At 69.6% G+C, this 17,243-nt stretch carries 17 protein-coding genes; 8 read left to right on the plus strand and 9 right to left on the minus strand.

Translation table 11 applies throughout. The annotated features are described in order from the left end of the window. Nucleotides 1-15 precede the first annotated feature (15 nt). Entirely contained in the window at nt 16-1,113 is a 1,098-nt protein-coding gene (locus ON33_RS03610) for a 3-deoxy-7-phosphoheptulonate synthase (RefSeq protein WP_040855001.1), read from the plus strand. A gap of 129 nt (nt 1,114-1,242) precedes the next feature. Here the strand turns inward: ON33_RS03610 and ON33_RS03615 are convergent, their stop codons facing one another. Next, nucleotides 1,243-1,824, minus strand: coding sequence for a GNAT family N-acetyltransferase (locus ON33_RS03615; RefSeq protein ID WP_040855003.1), 582 nt, complete (start codon nt 1,822-1,824; stop codon nt 1,243-1,245). 96 nt (nt 1,825-1,920) lie between these two features. Here ON33_RS03615 and sigJ point away from each other — a divergent pair, with 96 nt between their 5' ends. From sigJ to ON33_RS03630, 4 genes are all read left to right on the plus strand, one after another. Beyond that, nucleotides 1,921-2,850, plus strand: coding sequence for an RNA polymerase sigma factor SigJ (sigJ, locus tag ON33_RS03620; protein ID WP_040855005.1), 930 nt, complete (start codon nt 1,921-1,923; stop codon nt 2,848-2,850). A gap of 60 nt (nt 2,851-2,910) precedes the next feature. Beyond that, nucleotides 2,911-4,095, plus strand: coding sequence for a pyridoxal phosphate-dependent aminotransferase (locus ON33_RS03625; RefSeq protein ID WP_040855007.1), 1,185 nt, complete (start codon nt 2,911-2,913; stop codon nt 4,093-4,095). A 2-nt stretch (nt 4,096-4,097) separates the two neighbouring features. Next, nucleotides 4,098-4,253: a hypothetical protein gene (locus tag ON33_RS40895; protein ID WP_157184389.1), complete on the plus strand. Its 156-nt coding sequence runs from the start codon at nt 4,098-4,100 to the stop codon at nt 4,251-4,253. Between the two features lie 63 nt (nt 4,254-4,316). After that, nucleotides 4,317-4,961, plus strand: coding sequence for a LysE family translocator (locus ON33_RS03630; protein WP_040855010.1), 645 nt, complete (start codon nt 4,317-4,319; stop codon nt 4,959-4,961). A gap of 39 nt (nt 4,962-5,000) precedes the next feature. On the opposite strand, the gene ON33_RS03635 is transcribed toward ON33_RS03630, so the two are convergent. From ON33_RS03635 to ON33_RS03650, 4 genes are read right to left on the minus strand one after another with little or no spacing between them, the layout of a single operon-like run. Further along, entirely contained in the window at nt 5,001-6,404 is a 1,404-nt protein-coding gene (locus ON33_RS03635; protein WP_040855013.1) for a M1 family metallopeptidase, read from the minus strand. A gap of 60 nt (nt 6,405-6,464) precedes the next feature. Further along, a complete protein-coding gene (locus tag ON33_RS03640) occupies nt 6,465-7,103 on the minus strand; it encodes a LysE family translocator (RefSeq protein ID WP_040855104.1) in 639 nt (212 codons plus the stop codon). A 47-nt stretch (nt 7,104-7,150) separates the two neighbouring features. Beyond that, nucleotides 7,151-7,819 (minus strand): DUF3239 domain-containing protein, encoded by a 669-nt coding sequence (locus tag ON33_RS03645; RefSeq protein ID WP_051151601.1) that lies wholly within the window; start codon nt 7,817-7,819, stop codon nt 7,151-7,153. Between the two features lie 37 nt (nt 7,820-7,856). Next, the gene (locus ON33_RS03650; RefSeq protein WP_040855015.1) at nt 7,857-9,515 is read right to left on the minus strand and encodes a DNA repair helicase XPB; all 1,659 of its coding nucleotides are present in this window, start codon (nt 9,513-9,515) and stop codon (nt 7,857-7,859) included. A gap of 231 nt (nt 9,516-9,746) precedes the next feature. Between ON33_RS03650 and ON33_RS03655 the strand changes: the two genes are divergently transcribed. Both ON33_RS03655 and ON33_RS03660 read left to right on the plus strand, forming a co-directional pair. Beyond that, complete coding sequence (locus ON33_RS03655; protein WP_051151602.1) at nt 9,747-11,294, plus strand: endoglycoceramidase I; 1,548 nt, start codon at nt 9,747-9,749, stop codon at nt 11,292-11,294. A 342-nt stretch (nt 11,295-11,636) separates the two neighbouring features. Then, entirely contained in the window at nt 11,637-12,167 is a 531-nt protein-coding gene (locus tag ON33_RS03660) for an LppU/SCO3897 family protein (protein WP_040855017.1), read from the plus strand. A gap of 93 nt (nt 12,168-12,260) precedes the next feature. On the opposite strand, the gene ON33_RS03665 is transcribed toward ON33_RS03660, so the two are convergent. From ON33_RS03665 to ON33_RS03680, 4 genes are all read right to left on the minus strand, one after another. Next, the gene (locus ON33_RS03665; protein WP_040855113.1) at nt 12,261-14,534 is read right to left on the minus strand and encodes a helicase-associated domain-containing protein; all 2,274 of its coding nucleotides are present in this window, start codon (nt 14,532-14,534) and stop codon (nt 12,261-12,263) included. A gap of 296 nt (nt 14,535-14,830) precedes the next feature. Continuing rightward, complete coding sequence (locus tag ON33_RS03670) at nt 14,831-15,019, minus strand: hypothetical protein (RefSeq protein ID WP_040855020.1); 189 nt, start codon at nt 15,017-15,019, stop codon at nt 14,831-14,833. 276 nt (nt 15,020-15,295) lie between these two features. Then, a complete protein-coding gene (locus ON33_RS03675; RefSeq protein ID WP_040855022.1) occupies nt 15,296-15,928 on the minus strand; it encodes a transglycosylase family protein in 633 nt (210 codons plus the stop codon). A 444-nt stretch (nt 15,929-16,372) separates the two neighbouring features. Then, nucleotides 16,373-16,603 (minus strand): hypothetical protein, encoded by a 231-nt coding sequence (locus ON33_RS03680; protein WP_040855027.1) that lies wholly within the window; start codon nt 16,601-16,603, stop codon nt 16,373-16,375. Nucleotides 16,604-16,788: 185 nt separating this feature from the next. On the opposite strand from ON33_RS03680, the gene ON33_RS03685 reads away from it, so the two are divergent. Beyond that, a complete protein-coding gene (locus tag ON33_RS03685) occupies nt 16,789-17,232 on the plus strand; it encodes a cold-shock protein (protein WP_040855030.1) in 444 nt (147 codons plus the stop codon). The last annotated feature ends 11 nt before the right edge of the window (nt 17,233-17,243 follow it).

Here is a 17,243-nt window from a genome sequence, read left to right on the forward strand (position 1 = left end):
ACAGGAAAACCACCCATGACCTCCACCGCCGATCTCGACAAACGGCATGCCGATCTGGACGATCAGCGCACGCTCAGCGTGAGCCCGCTGCAGTCGCCCCGGGAGATCCGTGCCGCACACCCGATCGACGACATCCTCGCCGACACCGTGCGCGCCGGCCGCAAGGCCACCGTCGACGTGCTCAACGGCTCCGACGACCGCCTGATGGTGATCGTCGGCCCGTGTTCGGTGCACGATCCCGACGCCGCCATGGACTACGCCCGCCGGCTCGCCGCCAAGGCCGCCGAGCTGGACGACCGGCTGCACGTGGTGATGCGCGTCTACTTCGAGAAGCCGCGCACCACGCTGGGCTGGAAGGGCCTCATCAACGACCCGCACCTGGACGGCAGCTTCGACATCAACACCGGCCTGGACCTGGGCCGCCGCCTGCTGGTCGACATCACCGCGCTCGGACTGCCGGTGGCCTGCGAGTTCCTGGACCCGATCACCCCGCAGTACATCGCGGACCTGGTCGCCTACGGCGCGATCGGCGCGCGTACCGCGGCCAGCCAGGTGCACCGCCAGCTGTCCTCGGCGCTGTCCATGCCGGTCGGCATCAAGAACGGCACCGACGGCGACGTGCAGGTCGCGGTGGACGGCGTGCGCGCCGCGGCCGCCTCGCACGTCTTCCCCGGCACCGACCTGGACGGGCGTTCCGCGCTCATCCGCACCGCGGGCAACCCGGACTGCCACGTCATCCTGCGCGGCGGCAGCAACGGCCCCAACTTCGACGCCGCCTCCTGCGCGGAAGCCCTGCTGCGCCTGGAGAAGTCGGCGCTGCCGCAGCGGCTCGTGGTGGACGCCTCGCACGGCAACTCCAACAAGGACCACAACAAGCAGGTCGACGTCGTCACCGATCTCGCGGAGCGCATCGCCGCGGGCGAGAACACCGTGGTCGGTCTCATGATGGAGTCCTTCATCGTGGCGGGCCGCCAGGACCTCACCCTCGGCCGCCCGGAGGAGCTCACCTACGGACAGTCCATCACCGACGCCTGCATCGACTGGGACACCACATCGGCCCAGCTCGACCGGCTCGCCGACGCCGTCACCCGCCGCCGCGAAACCCGCGGCTGAGCGGAGCGGCCAACTGACCGGCACCCGCTCGGTCGCGAGTTCGTCTCGCGCGGAACGAGTCAGGCGTGCACACTGTGTTCGGCGCACACCCAGTCCGGCGGGTGTGCGCCGAACACCTTTCCGGGTGTGTCAGATGCCCTCGGGCCAGTACGGGCTCGGTGTCGCGGGGTCGTCGCGCAGGCGGCCGGCCACCCAGGAGTCGCGGCGCACGCCGCGCTGCAGCGCGCCACCCCGCAACAGTCCCTCGTAGTGGTAGCCCGCCCGGCGGACCACCGCCGCGGAGGCGTGATTCCCGACGAAGGCACGCCACTCCAGCCGTTCGAAGGCCAGCCCGGCCGGATCCAGGCCCGCCGCGGAGACCAGCAGCGCGGCCCGGGTCATCAGCCCCTCGCCGCGGGCGGCCGGGGTGAGCCAGAAACCGATCTCGGCGGTGTTCTCGTCCCGGCGGCGATGGGGCAGGGTCAGGCCGATCATGCCGACCAGCGGCCCGTCCGCGGCGCGGTGCAGGGCCCAGGTGGGACTGCGGGTGGCCCAGCCCGGGCCCACGATGTCGTAGATGAACTTCTCGGCGTCGGCGCGGTGATAGGGAACCGGCATGGTGGTCCACGCGCCGATGGACGGTTCCTGACACAGGGCCGTGATGACGTCGATGTCGGAGACGGCGGGCGGTGACAGCCGGACCACGCCGTCGGTGAGAATTTCCGCGTCCATTCGGTCATGCTGTCACGGAAACGTGTGCGGGCACAGCGGGTTCTGGCCCCCGGGGCGGTGACGAGGCTGTCGGAGCCCGGTAATAGGATCGATTCGATGGTTGCCGCTCTCCTCGCCGACTTGTTCGAAACGCATCGGCCGCATCTGCTCTCGGTGGCCTACCGGCTCACCGGCAGTGTCAGCGATGCCGAAGACGCGGTGCAGGAGAGCTGGCTGCGGCTCGCGGTGGCCCGCCAGTCCGAGATCGAGGATCTGCGCGCCTGGCTCACCACGGTGGTCAGCCGCATCTGCCTGGACCGGCTGCGCAGCGCGGCGGTCCGGCGGGAAAAGTATGTAGGGCAATGGCTCCCGGAGCCCATCGTCACCGCGATGACGCCCTCCAGCACTCCGGATCCGCTGGCGGCCGTGGTGCGCAAACAGGAATTCCGTTTCGCCGCCCTCGTGGTGCTGGATACGCTGACCCCGCCGCAGCGCGTGGCATTCGTTCTGCACGACGGCTTCTCGCTGCCCTTCGGCGAAATCGCGGACATCCTGGGCATTTCCGTGGACTCCGCGCGACAGCTGGCCGCCCGGGCCCGCAAGGCGGTGGCGGCCGCGCCCGCCCCGGTCGCCGACGACGAGCACAATGCCGCGGTCCAGCGGCTGCTGGCCGCGCTGGCCCGCGGTGACGTCGACGCCATCGTGGCCGCGCTGCACCCGGACGTCCGCACCGTCGGCGACGGCGGCGGGGCCGTGTCCACCGCGGTCAACGTGGTTGCGGGTGTGGACAAGAACGCGCGTCTCTGGCTGGGCCTGTGGCGCCGCTTCGGACTCTTCGACGCCGAGCGCATCGGGCCCGCCCGCGAGCTCGAACCGGTCCTGGTCAACGGGCAGTGGGGAATTCTCGCGCACGCCATCCCGGCCGAGAACGGGAGCCCCGGAAACCCGCAGCGCGTGTATGCCTTCACCGTGCGCGAGGGCAAGGTGTGGGGTGTCTACGACGTGGTGAACCCCGCGAAGCTGAGCGGTATCCGGCTGCCGCGCTGAACCGGCGGTGCGGCAAATCACGGCTGACGGCCGTTTTCGCGGATGGATTAGGCTCCGGACATGCCGCGCATTCCGACCGTCGCCCGACTGCAGCCCTTCGCGTCGACGATCTTCGCCGAGATGACCGAGCTCGCCGTGCGCCACGGCGCGGTCAACCTGGGCCAGGGCTTCCCGGACAGCGACGGCCCCGCGGGCATGCTCGAGGTGGCGCGGCAGGCCATCGCCGACGGGTTCAACCAGTACCCGCCCGGGCGTGGCGTGCCCGCGCTGCGGCAGGCCATCGCCGCCGACCGCGCCCGCCGCTACGGCACCCACTACGACCCGGACAACCAGGTGCTGGTCACCGTCGGCGCCACCGAGGCCATCGCGGCGACCGTGCTCGGCCTCGTCGAACCCGGCGAGGACGTGGTGCTCATCGAGCCGTACTACGACTCCTACGCCGCCGCCATCGCCCTGGCCGGAGCGCGCCGGCGCACCGCGCGGCTGGTGCCCGACGGTGACGGCTTCGCCCTCGACCTGGACAGCCTGCGCGCCGCTATCACGCCGAAAACCCGCCTGCTGCTGGTCAATTCGCCCCACAACCCGACCGGAACCGTGCTCTCCCGCGCGGATCTCACCGCCATCGCCGAGATCGCCATAGAACACGACCTGTACGTCATGTCGGACGAGGCGTACGAGCACCTCTACTACGACGGCCACGAGCACATCAGCCTGTCCACCCTGCCCGGCATGTTCGAGCGCACCATCGTGATCTCCAGTGCCGCCAAGACCTTCAGCGTCACCGGCTGGAAGATCGGCTGGGCCTGCGCGCCCGCGCCGCTGCTGGACGCGGTACTGGCCGCCAAGCAGTTCCTCACCTTCGTCGGCGGCGGGCCGTTCCAGCCCGCGGTCGCGCACGCGCTGAACACCGAGCAGCAGTGGGTGGCCGCGCTGCGGGACACGCTGTCGGAGAAGCGACTCCGGCTCTCCGGCGCGCTCACCGAGGCCGGGTTCGGCGTGAAGCGCAGTGACGGAACCTATTTCGTGTGCGCCGACATCAGGCCGCTGGGCGCGACCGAGGCCTACGCCTTCTGCAAGGAGCTGCCCGAACGCCTCGGCGTGGCGGCGGTTCCGGTGAGCGTCTTCGCCGATGACAAGGCCGCCTGGAATCACCTGGTGCGCTTCACCTTCTGCAAGAAGGAGGAGACTATCGCCGAGGGTATCCGCCGCCTGCGCGCGGGTCACAACGCCGAAGCTGTCCGGTAGTCATGCTCGGCTGCCTCACCGACCCTGCCGGACCCGCGGGACTGCGGCTCGCCCCGGACATCGGCCTCACCCTCGACTGGACCGAAACCCCGAAGGCCTGCGAGGCCATCGAATCCCGCACCCTCCGCGGCAAAGCGGTCCTCGCTCTCGGTAACTGACGCGGTCCACCCGGTGATAAGTGGACCGCGACAGGGGCGGGTCGCGCTCGGAGAATTGGACGGGTGATCGAAACGAGTGCGGTGGTGGGCGTGGCCGCGGCGGCACTGGGGCTGGTGCTGACGCCGGGGCCGAACATGATGTATCTGGTGTCGCGGACCGTGTCGCAGGGGCGCCGGGCCGGGCTGGTGTCCTTGGCGGGGGTGGCGGTCGGATTCGGGGTGTATCTGGCGGCCGCGACCGCGGGGATCACCGCGGTGTTCGCCATGGTGCCGGCGCTGTATCTGACGCTGAAGGTGGCCGGTGCGCTGTACCTGGTCCACCTCGCGTGGCGGACGCTGCGGCCCGGCGCGGCCTCGCTGTTCACGCCCACCGAGCTGCCCGCCGACTCGACGCGGCGGCTGTTCACCATGGGCCTGGTCACCAATCTGCTCAATCCCAAGATCGCCATCCTGTACATGGCGCTGATCCCGCAGTTCGTGGTGCCCGCGCGCGGGCAGGTCTGGTTGCAGAGCCTGTGCCTGGGCGCGGTGCAGATCAGCATCGCCATCACGGTGAACGGGCTGATCGTGCTCAGCGCGGGCGCGATCTCGACCTTCCTGGGCCGGCGGCCCCTGTGGCTGCGGGCGCAGCGGTTCGTCACCGGCTCGGTGCTCGGCGCCATGGCCGCGCTGGTGCTGTCGGACCGCACCCGCCCGCTCCCGGCCTGACCGGATCGCCCGCCTCGAATTCCCAGGGCGGGCAACGCCTCACGCGCGCAGGGGACCGGGGTAGAGGAACTCGTCGGCCGGCCGATCGGTGCGATCGAGCCAGGCGGCGAAGAAACCCGTCAGGTCATGGGGTGTGCGGGTCTGCACGAAGGCGCGGAACTCGGGCATGGACGCGTTCCCGTACTGGTGCGCCATCACGAAGTCGCGCATCGCCGGGAAGAAGGCGTCGTCACCCATGGTCCGGCGCAGCGCGTGCAGGAACAGCGGCCCCCGGTAGTAGACCGAGGTGAATTCATTGCCCTTGCCCGGATTCTGGAGCGCGATCTCCCAGAACTTCGGATCGTCGTGGTATTTCGCGACGGTCTCCCGGTAAGCGGCGTCGACGTCCTTGCCGTCCTTGCGTTCCGGCCACAGGTAGTCGGCGGTGTAGCTGGCGAAGCACTCGTTCAGGCACACGTCCGACCACTGCTTCACCGACATGGAGTCGCCCCACCACTGATGGGTGATCTCGTGCACCACGGTGTCCAGATCGGTCCAGGGTGCGTAGATGGGCCGCGACTGCGTCTCCAGCGAGAACTGCAGATCGGTGTCGACATAGATGCCGCCCGCGGTGTCGAACGGGTAGTGGCCGTACAGCTCCTCCTGGAAGTCCAGGATCTCCGGCAGCCGCGACTCCACCTCCCGGGCCTTCGACGCGTCCGGCGCGAACGCGCTCAGCAGCGGAGTTCCATTGGCGCGCCGCTGTTCCAGGAACTGGAACCGGTCGATGGCGACGGTGGTCAGGTAGCCGACCACCGGCTGGCGCATCTCCCAGGAGACCGTGCGATTCGCGTCCTGCACGGTGTCGGACACCTTGTCGCCGTTGGACATCACCTCCCACTCCTGCGGCACGGTGGCGTGCAGCGTGAAAGTCGCCTTGTCCAAGGGGGAGTCGTTGAGCGGATACCAGGCGCTGGCCGAATGCGGTTCGCCCGCAACGAAAGCCCCACCGCTGGGCGAGAACACCCAGCCCTCGCCGTCGGTCCCGGTCGCCGGGCCCGCGTAGTCCACCTGCACGGTGAACGGCAGCCCAGGGAGCAGCGGGATCAAGGGGGTGACGACCAGTTCGTGCTCGTCGGTGCGATCGAACCAGGCGGGCAGGTTGTTGACGGTCACCTTGGAGATCTGCGGCCCGCTGTAATCCAGGTTGAACGTCCGCAGCGCCTGCGTGGCCACCGCGTCGATCCGGGTCGACCCGGTCAGCTGATGCGTCGGGGGATCGTAGGCGATGGTGACGTCGTAATGGCCGGCGTGATAGCCGCCATTGCCGTCCATCGGATAGTAGGGGTCGCCCAGGCCGGGCGCGCCGGCGAGCGGGTCAACCGAATCCGCCTGCGCGGGAGCCGCGTTCGCGCCCGCCAGCAGTACCGCCCCCACCGCCAGGTACCGCCAGGTCCGCCTCATGCCTTCCCGCCACCCCTTTTCCACGCCGACAGCCGACCACGATGCTAATCGGCCGGTGTCTCAATTACCGTTGCCCGACACGGCCACGCTCGCGCCCAGGCCGATGATCATCACCCCGCCCGCGCCGCCGACCGCCTCCAGCCGTTTCGGCGAGCGCGCGAACCAGTCCCGCGCCGATCCCGCCACCAGCGCCCACACCGAATCGGAGACCAGGGCGATGGCGATGAACAGCAGCCCGAGCATCAGCATCTGAACCGGCACCGGACCGGCGTGCGGCGCCACGAACTGCGGCAGCACGGCGGAGAAGAAGATGATCGCCTTCGGGTTGGTGATCCCGACGATCACCGATTGCCGCAGCGCCCGGCCGGTGCCGACCGGCTCGGCCTTCGACTGGAACGCCTCCCGCAGCGACCGCCGCTCCCGGATCGCCTGCAGGCCGATGTACATCAGGTACAGCGCGCCGGTGAACTTCACGGCGGCCAGTGCGATCGCCGAGGCGGCGAGCAGGGTGCCCAGACCCGCCGCGACCAGGGCCATGATGATGACGACGCCGAGGGAATGGCCCAGCACCGACAGCAGCGCCGCCCGCCGGCCATACGACAGCGCCCGCCCGATCACGAAAAGCACTCCGGGCCCGGGAATTACGATCAGGACGAAGGCCGCGATCAGAAACGCCACCACATTCGCGACGGGGATCATCATCCCATCCTACGAAGCGGTGCAACCGAAATCGGCGGGTTCGCGCGTCAGCCGCGCAGTTCCTCCGGCAGCTGCTGCGGGTCCAGCAGCAGGCGCTTGGCGTCCGCGCCCCGCACCTTGGTGGCCAGGTCCAGATTGTCGGTGAGCAGCTTCCACTCCACCTCGTTGATCTCCCCGCGGGCGCGCTCGATGATGTTCAGGTCCCGGGTGCCCCAGGCGATGGGCATGGCGCTCACCGACTGCCACAGATCCCCGACCGGTCCGGGCGCGCGGTCCACCCGCACGGTCACCGCGGGCACGCGCTCCCCGGCCCGGGTCCGATGCCCGGGTAGCGAACGGACCGTGCGGGTCACCAGCGCGTAGCGCGGCCCGGCGGTGTTCGGCTTGGCCAGATCGACCAGGGCGAGCAGGGTGGCGCCGTTGCCGTCGGTCTCCGAGACCACCGCGGGCACCAGGTCGCCGGCGGCGTACAGCTTGTCCACGCGGCCGCGGTGCGGCGTCCAGTACCCGATGAACAGCGCGGTCGCGGCGGCGAGCAGGAAGGCCACGGCGAGCAGCCAGGACCAGGGATGGTTCACCCAGACCAGCAGGGCCGTGCCCAGTCCCAGCCCGATGGCCGCGCTGTATGCCCAGATGCGAAGCCGGCGCAGGTACGCGACGACCTCGTTGACCGCCCGGGCATGGTCACGGTCCACCGCGAATTCGAAGCGCCGCACGTGCGTCCCTCCCGCCTTATGGAGGCTCTTCCTCCACTTATCCTATCGTCGGACCGAGCAGGTCGTCCGCATCGGTGATGCGATAGGCATACCCCTGCTCCGCCAGGAAACGCTGCCGGTGCGCGGCATACTCGGCGTCCAGCGTGTCACGTGCGACCACGGAATAGAAGTGAGCTTGGCCGCCATCGTGTTTCGGCCGCAGCAGCCGTCCGAGCCGCTGCGCCTCCTCCTGCCGCGACCCGAAGGTGCCCGAAACCTGCACCGCGACCGAGGCTTCCGGCAGGTCGATGGAGAAGTTGGCCACCTTCGACACCACCAGCACCGGGATCTCCCCGCGGCGGAAGGCGTCGAAGAGCTCCTCGCGCTCCCTGGTGCGGGTGGAACCCTGGATGACCGGGGCGTCGAGATGCTCGCCCAGTTCGTCCAGTTGATCCAGGTAGGCCCCGATCACCAGGCTCGGGGCGTCCTTGTGCCGGGCCAGAATCGACTCCACCACCGGCAGTTTCGTGCGCGCGGTGGAGCACAGCCGGTAGCGTTCCTCCGGCTCGGCGGTCGCGTAGGCCATGCGCTCGGCGTCGGTCAGGGTGACCCGCACCTCGACGCAGTCCGCGGGCGCGATCCAGCCCTGCGACTCGATGTCCTTCCACGGTGCGTCGTACCGCTTGGGTCCGATCAGCGAGAACACGTCGCCTTCGCGGCCGTCCTCGCGGACCAGGGTGGCGGTCAGCCCGAGCCGGCGACGCGACTGCAGGTCCGCGGTCATCCGGAAGACCGGGGCGGGCAGCAGGTGCACCTCGTCATAGATGACCAGGCCCCAGTCCCGGCTGTCGAACAGCTCGAGATGCCGGTACTCGCCCTTGGACTTGCGGGTGATGACCTGGTACGTGGCGATGGTGACCGGGCGGATCTCCTTGCGCTCACCGGAGTACTCGCCGATCTCGTCCTCGGTCAGCGAGGTGCGGGCCAGCAGCTCGCGCCGCCATTGCCGCCCGGCCACGGTATTGGTGACCAGGATCAGCGTGGTGGCCTTGGCCTTGGCCATGGCCGCCGCGCCCACCATGGTCTTGCCCGCGCCGCAGGGCAGCACCACGACGCCGGAACCGCCCGCCCAGAACGATTCCGCGGCCAGTTCCTGATAGTCGCGCAGATGCCAGTCGCTCGACTCGTAGTCCAGGTTGATCTCGTGGGCCTCGCCGTCCACGTAGCCGGCGAGATCCTCGGCGGGCCAGCCGACCTTGAGCAGCATCTGCTTGATGCGCCCGCGCTCCGACGGGTGCACGATCACCGTGTCGTCGTCGATGCGCGCGCCCAGCATGGGCTGAATCTTCTTGTGCCGCAGGATTTCCTCCAGCACCGCGCGGTCCAGGCTGACCAGCACCAGCCCGTGCGCGGGATGCTTGACCAGCTGCAGCCGGCCGTAGCGGGCCATGGTGTCGACGATGTCCACCAGCAGCGGCTGGGGCACCGCGTACCGGCTGAAGCTGACCAGCGCGTCGACCACCTGCTCGGCGTCGTGCCCGGCCGCGCGCGCGTTCCACAGCGCCAGCGGCGTCACCCGATAGGTGTGCACGTGCTCGGGTGCGCGCTCCAGTTCGGCGAACGGCGCGATGGCCTGCCGCGCCGCATCGGCCGACTCGTGGTCGACCTCCAGCAGCAGCGTCTTGTCGCTCTGCACGATGAGTGGACCGTCGGTCACGACACCTCCTGGCATTTGTCCGGGCCCGAACGGGCCTCGTCCATTCTCCAGGAAGCCACCGACATGGCCACCGTGACCTGCGTCCTTTTCGCTCAGGGCGCACGCGACCGGCCGGTGAGCGGCATATTGATCTCGCGAAAAACGGTCAAGACCCGAGTTCCAGTGGCTACGATCACCCGAAACTTGGACGCATGTCCATTTGGACGATTGACCTGAAAGAACTGAACAGGGATGCCCATACCCAGCTGGATTCGCGGACTGCTCACCGCGACCCTCGCGGGTGCGCTCATCGCGCCCGCCGCCGTCGCCCACGCCGCGCCCGCGGACTCCGCGCTCGCGCGCCTCCATACCGACGGCGCGCGGTTCGTCGACGACAGCGGCCGGGTGGCCCTGCTGCACGGCGTCAACAACGTCGACAAGGCGCCGCCCTTCCTCGAACCCGGCGACGGGGTCACCGTCACCGCCGACGACGCGGCGCTGCTCGCACGGCACGGCTTCAACACCGTGCGGCTCGGCGTCTCCTTCGACGCGCTCATGCCGACCAAGGGCGTGGTCGACACCGCCTACCTCGATCGCGTCGCCGGCGTGGTGGACCTGTTGGCGCAGTATGGGATTCACACGCTGCTCGACAACCATCAGGACGGGCTCTCGAAGATCTGGGGCGGCAACGGCTTTCCCGAATGGGCCATCCACGCGCGGCCCGGCGGCCTGGAGCCCAATGCCGGCTTCCCGTTCTACTATCTGATGCCCAGCATGAACTCCGGCTGGGACGAGGTCTGGAACAACACCTACGGCGTCCTCGACTACCTGGGTGATGCGCTCGGGGCGCTCGCGGCGCGGGTCAGCGGCCACCCCGGCGCGCTCGGCATCGAACTGCTGAACGAGCCGTGGCCGGGCTCGGCCTTCCTGTCCTGCTTCCCCGACGGCTGCCCGGGTTTCGACGTGAAGTACCAGGCGGCCATGCAGAAGCTGACCGATGCAGTGCGCGGCCGCAACGGCGACCTCATGGTGATGTGGGAGCCCAATGTCACCTGGAACGAGACCATGCCCACCAATCTGGGCAAGAATCCGCCGATCAGCGCTCCCGACATCGCCTTCGCACCGCACGACTACTGCATCCCGAGCCAGCTCGCCATCTATTCGGGGCTGCCGGCCTTCCTGCGCGGTCTGTGCCCGGTGCAGCAGGCCAAGACCTGGAGCAATATCGACGCCTTCACCGCGCGCACCCACCTGCCCACCCTGGTCACCGAATTCGGCGACGGTGACGCGACCGTGCTGAGCAATACCCTGAGCCGCGCCGACGAGCGCTTCGTCAGCTGGCAGTACTGGGCCTATACCACCAGGTTCGGCGGGGGCGCGCCGAAACCGGACCCGTTCCTCGGGGACGTCGGCAAGCAGCTGGTGCGAACCTACCCGCGGGCCACCGCCGGAACGCCGGGCCGGATGATCTTCGATCCCGACACCGGTGACTTCGCCTACCGGTACACCCCGGGCGCGGCGTCCGGGCCGACCGAGATCTATGTCTCCGATGTGCACTACCCGGACGGCTACGCGGTGCGGGTCGACGGCGGCCATGTCACCTCCGCGGCGGGTGCGCGGGTCGTGACGGTGGAGGCGGACGCCTCGACGCCGGTGACGGTCTACGTCAACCGGCCGGGGTCCAAGGGTGCGACCGTGCCCAGCGGTCCGATCGGTACGGGGTCGGCGGACAGCGGTTCCGGCAGCGGCTCGGCAAGTGGGTCGGCCGGTGGGTCGGCGGGCACCGGTTCGGCACGGTGATGCGCGAAACCCGTTGATGTGCTTATGTAACGGGGCAAGGGTGGGGAGCGACACAGGGCGCAGGGACACTGCTGGACGTGTGCCCAGTTAGATCCGATCGAGAGGTATAGATTGTGAACGCCTTCAGCCTGCAGTTGCTCAGCGCCCTCCCCACCATCCTCGTGAACCTCTCGTGGCTGGGCATGCGCGGGCTGTCGATGCTGCACTGAGCAACGCGCCGGAGATACCGGGAACTCATGCGTTCCCGGTATAACCCCCATGTCGGATGCGGATCCGTTCGGCACACAGGTATTCTCACCGCGTTCACAGCCGTGAGCTGTTCGGTGAGAAAGGTTTTCGCTAGTGAAGTTCGCAGGAACGAGGACGCTGGTGCGCCTCGTACTCGCCCTCGTGGCGGTGGCCGTGGCCGTGCTGGCCGTTTCCGGCTGTTCGATGCTGAAGGACGCGAGTAAGTCCGACACCGCAAAGTCCAAGGTGGGCGACTGCATCAACGTCATCGAAGGCTCGGCCACCGACTCGAAGACGGCGCCCGTCGACTGCTCCGACCAGAAGGCGGTGTACCGGGTCGCGGCGGTCTACGACAAGAAGACCGACTGCAAGGAAGAGGAGACCTCCTACGAGGAGACCCTCAACGGTGGCACCACCGCGTTCCTATGCCTGAGCCCGAACTTCAAGGAGGGCGCCTGCTACAACGAGAGCCCCTCCACCGGCTACAAGTTCGTGGCCTGTACGGCTCCCGAGGCGTCGTTCAAGGTGCTCAAGCGGATCGAGGGCCAGGACGACGAATTCGCCTGCGACGCCAACACCGCCACCAGCTTCCGGATCATTCACGACCCGAAAACGACGTTCTGCCTGGGCAGCCCCAAGGGGTGATCACGCTCGGAACTCTCGGCCCGGTACGCGTACGGACATGACGAATGTCGTTCGGGTACCGGGCTTTCCGTGCTTCCAGGGCGCCCGCGGCCGCTATTCCACCAGCGCGACCGACGCGATGCGGTGCAGGGTGAAATGACGGACCGCGCCGGTGACCGGGTCGCGGGCGTCGAGCTGGCCCCCGCCGACCTTGAGGGGTTCGACCACGCGCTGGGTGGCGACGCCCTGGGCGTCCACGTAGCCGATGTGGACCGGGCGGCGGGTGCGGGCCGCCAGCTGGAGCAGGTTGAGGGTGGCGGCGGTGCTGGTGCGGGAACCGTCGGAGCGCACCGCCTGGCCGGGACGGGCATTGGCGGCGCGCTCGCCGGCGCGGAGTTCGGCCACCAGGGATTGGAGCTGGTCGGTGCTCGGCGGAGTGGGCCGCCAGTTCGGGCGCTGCCCGGCTCGCGCGGCCAGCCGGGCCCCGCGCGGCCGCAGATCGACGATGGCGCCGGACGAATCCTCGCCCGCCGGGGAGAAGCCCGCGGCGCGCAGTCGCTCCAGGACCTCGCCCAGCGGCGCCTGCGAGATGGCGACGGTCGGGGCCACCGCGCGCAGCGCTAGCTCCCCGGCCACGGGCGCCGCCAGCACCTCCGCCAGCAGGGTCGGATCCTCACTGCGCACGAAGCTCTGCGCCAGGCCCGCGCGCAGGCGGCCGTGGCGACGGGCCACATCGTCGATGAGATAGGTCAGCGACTGGGGGATCGGGGTGCGGGAGTGGGTGGTGAACAGGTTGTGCAGTTCCGCGGCGGTCGCGCCCGCGTCCAGCGCCCGCCGCACCGAGGTCTCGCTGATGCGGTAAACCGTTGCGGCGCCCGCTGATTCGACATCGGCGACCATGGCGACGCGGTCCTGAAGCTCGGGGGTGAGCGGCCCGGGTGCGATGACCGTCAGATCCGCCTGTACCAGAACGTGATCCACCGGTTCGGGCAGCGCGATCGCCATCTCCGATTCGGCGTCCTCGGGGCTGCCGTGCAGCAGGGCCCGGCCTGCCGAGGTGACCGCTCCACGCGCCACCAGCCCGAGCGCCTCGGCCTCGGCCAGCGTGTTCGCCACCGCGTCGAGCCGGAAGTGCCGGCGCCGGCGCGGCTGCCGCCAGGCCAGGATCCGGCCCAGGTCGACGGCGGAAACCTCGGTGCCGGGCGGGAATTCGGCCAGCGCGCCCAGCACGGCGTGCCGGTCCCGGATGGCGTGCACGTTCCGCAGTTCCGCCGACAGCGCCGCCAGCGGTTTGTCGTTGGCGTCGCGCAGGCCGATCATCCACGGGAACCGGTCCAGATCCAGCCAGGCCTGGGCGAGCACCGCCCAGCGGCGCGGCGGTACCACGGCGAGCCAGGCGTCGGCGGTGGTGGTGGGCGTCCAGTAGTCGTCGGTGCCGTCGCCGTCGGGCGCGGGTTCCGGGGTGCCCTTGCCGATCAGCCGGGCCGCGGTGAGGATTTCGGCCAGCAGTCCGACGCGGTTCTCGTCGAGGCCGGTCTGCTTGGCGACGCGGCGCAGCTCGCGGACCCCGAGCCCACCCGAGCGCAGCACCGGGGCGGGCGCCCCGCCCAGCGCGTCCAGCACGGCGCCGCTGTGTCGCAACAGTTCTCCCACCTCGCCCGCGGCCACCGCATTGATGTCGGCGGGGGAGTGCTTGGTGGAATCCGGATGCGGCGGCACCAGCGCGTGCGGATCGCTGACCGGCTCGTTGCGCAGCACCTGCCCGACCGAGACCGGCAGCTCCACGGTCTCCTCGTCGATCCAGTTCAGCAGCCGGTGCGCCAGCAGCCGCTGCACCGGGCGCTCGGAGGGGGTGCCGGGCGCGGCATCGCGGGTGCGACCGCGCGGGCCGGTGCTCGCCAGCTTCTCCAGCAGCACCCGCTCCTGCGGGGTGGACGCGGCCAGGGCCGCGGTGATCTCGGGTTCGGTGAGCGCGTCCGGCAATTCGGTGGTGCTGCCCAGCGGCCACGGCAGCGCCTCCTGGGCGGCGGGCGTCACCCGCAGGGCGGTATCCGGGCCCCAGATCAGGGCGCGGGCGCGCAGCTTCTGCAGTGCGGCATTGACGGTGGCCGCCGGAACCCGGTCCGACAGCAGCTTGCGCAGGGTCTTGGCGGGCAGCGGCCGGCCATGGCCGCCGTCCCCGGCCCCGTGCACCACCAGGGTCTCGATGACGGCGAAGTCCAGGGTGTCCAGCTCGTCGCCGGCGCGCATGACGGAGGCGCGCTGTTCGGTCCGGGCGGCCAGCACGGCCATCGAACCGGGGAGCGGGACGGCCAGATCCGGCCGCAGTTGCAGCAGCGTCACGAGTTCCTCGTCGCTGCGCTTGGAAAGCCATTCGGCCAGCGTCACTTCCGCGCGGGTGGCGGATTTCGCGGACTGGGCGGAGCGGGCGGTCGCGGTCGCCGGTTCGGCGGGTGCGGTGTCGTCGCTCGTCTGGGCTGGGGTGGGTAGGTCGGTCACTGCACCCGATCCATCGGGCGCCCGGCCTGCTGGGGACCATGCGGGCCCGGCTCAGCGGGCTGGGTGCGGGCGCGGTTCGGCGGCCGCCGCGGCGACCAGGCGGTAGGTGGGGCCTGGGGTCGTATGCGCGGCGGCCGCTCGGAAACGAGCGCCGTTAACCGCATGGTTGTCGGTCGTGCGTCGGATCAGCGGTTGACGACGGTGTGCGGGTGCACGTAGGGGAGCTTGTCGGCCGGCAGCGGGAACTCGGTGTCCTCGCCGTACGGGGACAGGCCGCCGGAGCGGGTTGACGAGAGTTCGGTGACCGCGTGATCGCCGTTGGCCATCTCCGGCCAGCCGTTGTCGACATAGGGTTTGTTCGATTTGTTCACCACGCGCTCATTCTGGCATGCGGCCCCGGGTACCGCCCCCTCCGGCACTGTGTTGATTTGCCTCCGCTTCGCTATGGCGCGTTCGCGGCCCTGTTACCTCGGTCTTCCCTCCTCCGCTCCCTCCGCTTCGCTCCTCCGCTACGTCAGTCCAGGCCGAGGCGGGCCGCGAACATGGAGTGCTCGGTCCGCGAAAGGGCAACGTGGGCAGTCGGTCACGGAGAAATGCCGAAATGCCCCGCATCGACGTTGATGCGGGGCATTCCGGAGAGGGAACTGGTGCTACTGGGGCAGCAGGCCCTTGTTCGCCTCGAAGAAGTTCACGATGCCGGGGTCCAGCTTGGTGCCGTTGGCCTTGGTGGCGTTGAGGAAATCCAGGGCCGGCTGCGGGATGTTGACACCCTGCGCCTGCGCGACCGCGATGGCGCGGTCCACGGCCTGGAAGACTTCCTGGGTGCCATCCGAGCCGTTGCCGGGGCCCGCCTGCTGCGGGTTCCACTGCGGGGTGTCGGAGGTGGCCGGCGCGGGGGCGGTGCGCGGAGTGGATCCGCTGGTCAGGCCGAGGCTCGAGGAGCAGGCGGGCCAAGCGCCCCAGCCCTGCGTGGCGAGCACCTTCTCGGCGACCGCGATCTGCTGCTCACGGGTGGCCTGGTTGGCGGTGGGGGCGTATTCGCCGCCGCCGTGGGCGGTCCAGGTGCCGGGCGAGAACTGCAGCCCACCCTGGAAACCGTTGCCGGTGTTGATGCCCCAGTTGCCGCCGGCTTCGCACTGCGCGAGGCGATCCCAGTCGGAGTCGGGTGCCGCGCTGGCGTTACCAGCCATGGCCACTCCAGCGCCGCCGAGGGCGATGCCCGTCAGGGCGACCTTGGCGACAGTGCGGCCGGTGTTGGTCGGCTTGCGATGGCGTCCACTCATTTTCGGGTCTTTCCTCTCGTACGCGCCTGCGAGGCCGACTACCGGGGTCGAACTGAGAGGTCGTCCGGCCCGGCGCACTGGATGTGCGCTGTTCCTCGTCTTCGCCCCTTTTTTCCAGTTGGGGGTCCGGTACCCGCGGGGCGAAGTTCGGTGCGGCGGGCCGGTGGCGCCGGGCTGACCCGGCGTGGAAGACACTACGACCAACGCCGCCAAAAATCACCATTTGATAACCGACGTGTCTGTCCGGGTCACTTACCGGCGCAAGGGGTTCCGAATGGCTTCTTCGCAGGTGGTCACGGCGAGTCCGCGCCGATAGGGGTCTGTCACCGCTCTGTGACCTTCTCGTTATGTGATGAAGATCACACGCATGCCCGGGTAACGAACTGGGCAATCTCGGTGTCGCCGCCCGCGTGTCGGCGAGCCCTGTGGTTGTGGCCCGGACGGTCAGCGGGATCGGCGGCCCGACCAGAGCGCGTAGACCACCGACAGCAGGAACCCGAGCGGCGCGCACATGGCGAGCAGATACAGCCACACTCCGGGCTTCGCGTCACTCAGCAGATGCACGCCGAAGATCGCGAACACCGCCAGTAATCCAATCGCGAACAGGCCCAAGGCGATATACAGCAGCCAGCTCGCCGAACCGCGAGGGGCCTGCTTGGAAGAAGTGTCGGACACCTCTGAACCGTAAAACTGATGTGCTTGCGCTATTCGCACCGGGGTAGACTCGATGTCAGTCGCGTCCTGCATAGCTGTGTGGGGCGCGTTCTTTTCGCAAACAGAAAGGTCGCCGGCGCATGCGTCGGCGACCACGAATGTGCCCCGGCGCTGGCCCGGGCTCGAATGACGAACGGGTGAGCGCAGTGCCGACCGGCAAGGTGAAGTGGTACGACGTCGAAAAGGGCTTCGGCTTCCTTTCCCAGGATGAGGGCGAGGACGTCTATGTTCGATCGTCGGCGCTGCCCGATGGCGTGGAGGCCCTCAAACCGGGCCAGCGCGTCGAATTCGGAATGGCGGCGGGTCGCCGTGGCCCGCAGGCGCTTTCGCTGAAGCTCCTGGAGACGCCGACCCTGCGCGAGGAGCGCGGCGGCCGGGGCGAGCGCGGCGACCGCCGCGGCGGCGGGCGCAACGACGCCCCCATCAACCGCAAGAGCCCCGACGAGCTGCACGGCCTCATCGAGGACATGATCACGCTGCTGGAGACCAAGGTGCAGCCGGATCTGCGGCGGGGCAAGTACCCGGACCGCAAGACCGCCCAGCGCATCGCCGAAGTGGTTCGCGGCGTGGCGCGGGAGCTCGACCACTAGGTCGGGTCGAG

This window comes from Nocardia niigatensis NBRC 100131 (assembly GCF_000308655.1).
Taxonomy (GTDB): Bacteria; Actinomycetota; Actinomycetes; order Mycobacteriales; family Mycobacteriaceae; genus Nocardia; species Nocardia niigatensis.

Bases quoted from the DNA above. Each gene is read 5' to 3' on its own strand.
- ON33_RS03635 (WP_040855013.1), bottom strand. From the start codon at position 6,404: ATGAGGCGGACCTGGCGGTACCTGGCGGTGGGGGCGGTACTGCTGGCG.
- ON33_RS03640 (WP_040855104.1), bottom strand. From the start codon at position 7,103: ATGATCCCCGTCGCGAATGTGGTGGCGTTTCTGATCGCGGCCTTCGTC.
- ON33_RS03610 (WP_040855001.1), top strand. From the start codon at position 16: ATGACCTCCACCGCCGATCTCGACAAACGGCATGCCGATCTGGACGAT.
- ON33_RS03675 (WP_040855022.1), bottom strand. From the start codon at position 15,928: ATGAGTGGACGCCATCGCAAGCCGACCAACACCGGCCGCACTGTCGCC.
- ON33_RS03625 (WP_040855007.1), top strand. From the start codon at position 2,911: ATGCCGCGCATTCCGACCGTCGCCCGACTGCAGCCCTTCGCGTCGACG.
- sigJ (WP_040855005.1), top strand. From the start codon at position 1,921: ATGGTTGCCGCTCTCCTCGCCGACTTGTTCGAAACGCATCGGCCGCAT.
- ON33_RS03615 (WP_040855003.1), bottom strand. From the start codon at position 1,824: ATGGACGCGGAAATTCTCACCGACGGCGTGGTCCGGCTGTCACCGCCC.
- ON33_RS40895 (WP_157184389.1), top strand. From the start codon at position 4,098: ATGCTCGGCTGCCTCACCGACCCTGCCGGACCCGCGGGACTGCGGCTC.
- ON33_RS03655 (WP_051151602.1), top strand. From the start codon at position 9,747: ATGCCCATACCCAGCTGGATTCGCGGACTGCTCACCGCGACCCTCGCG.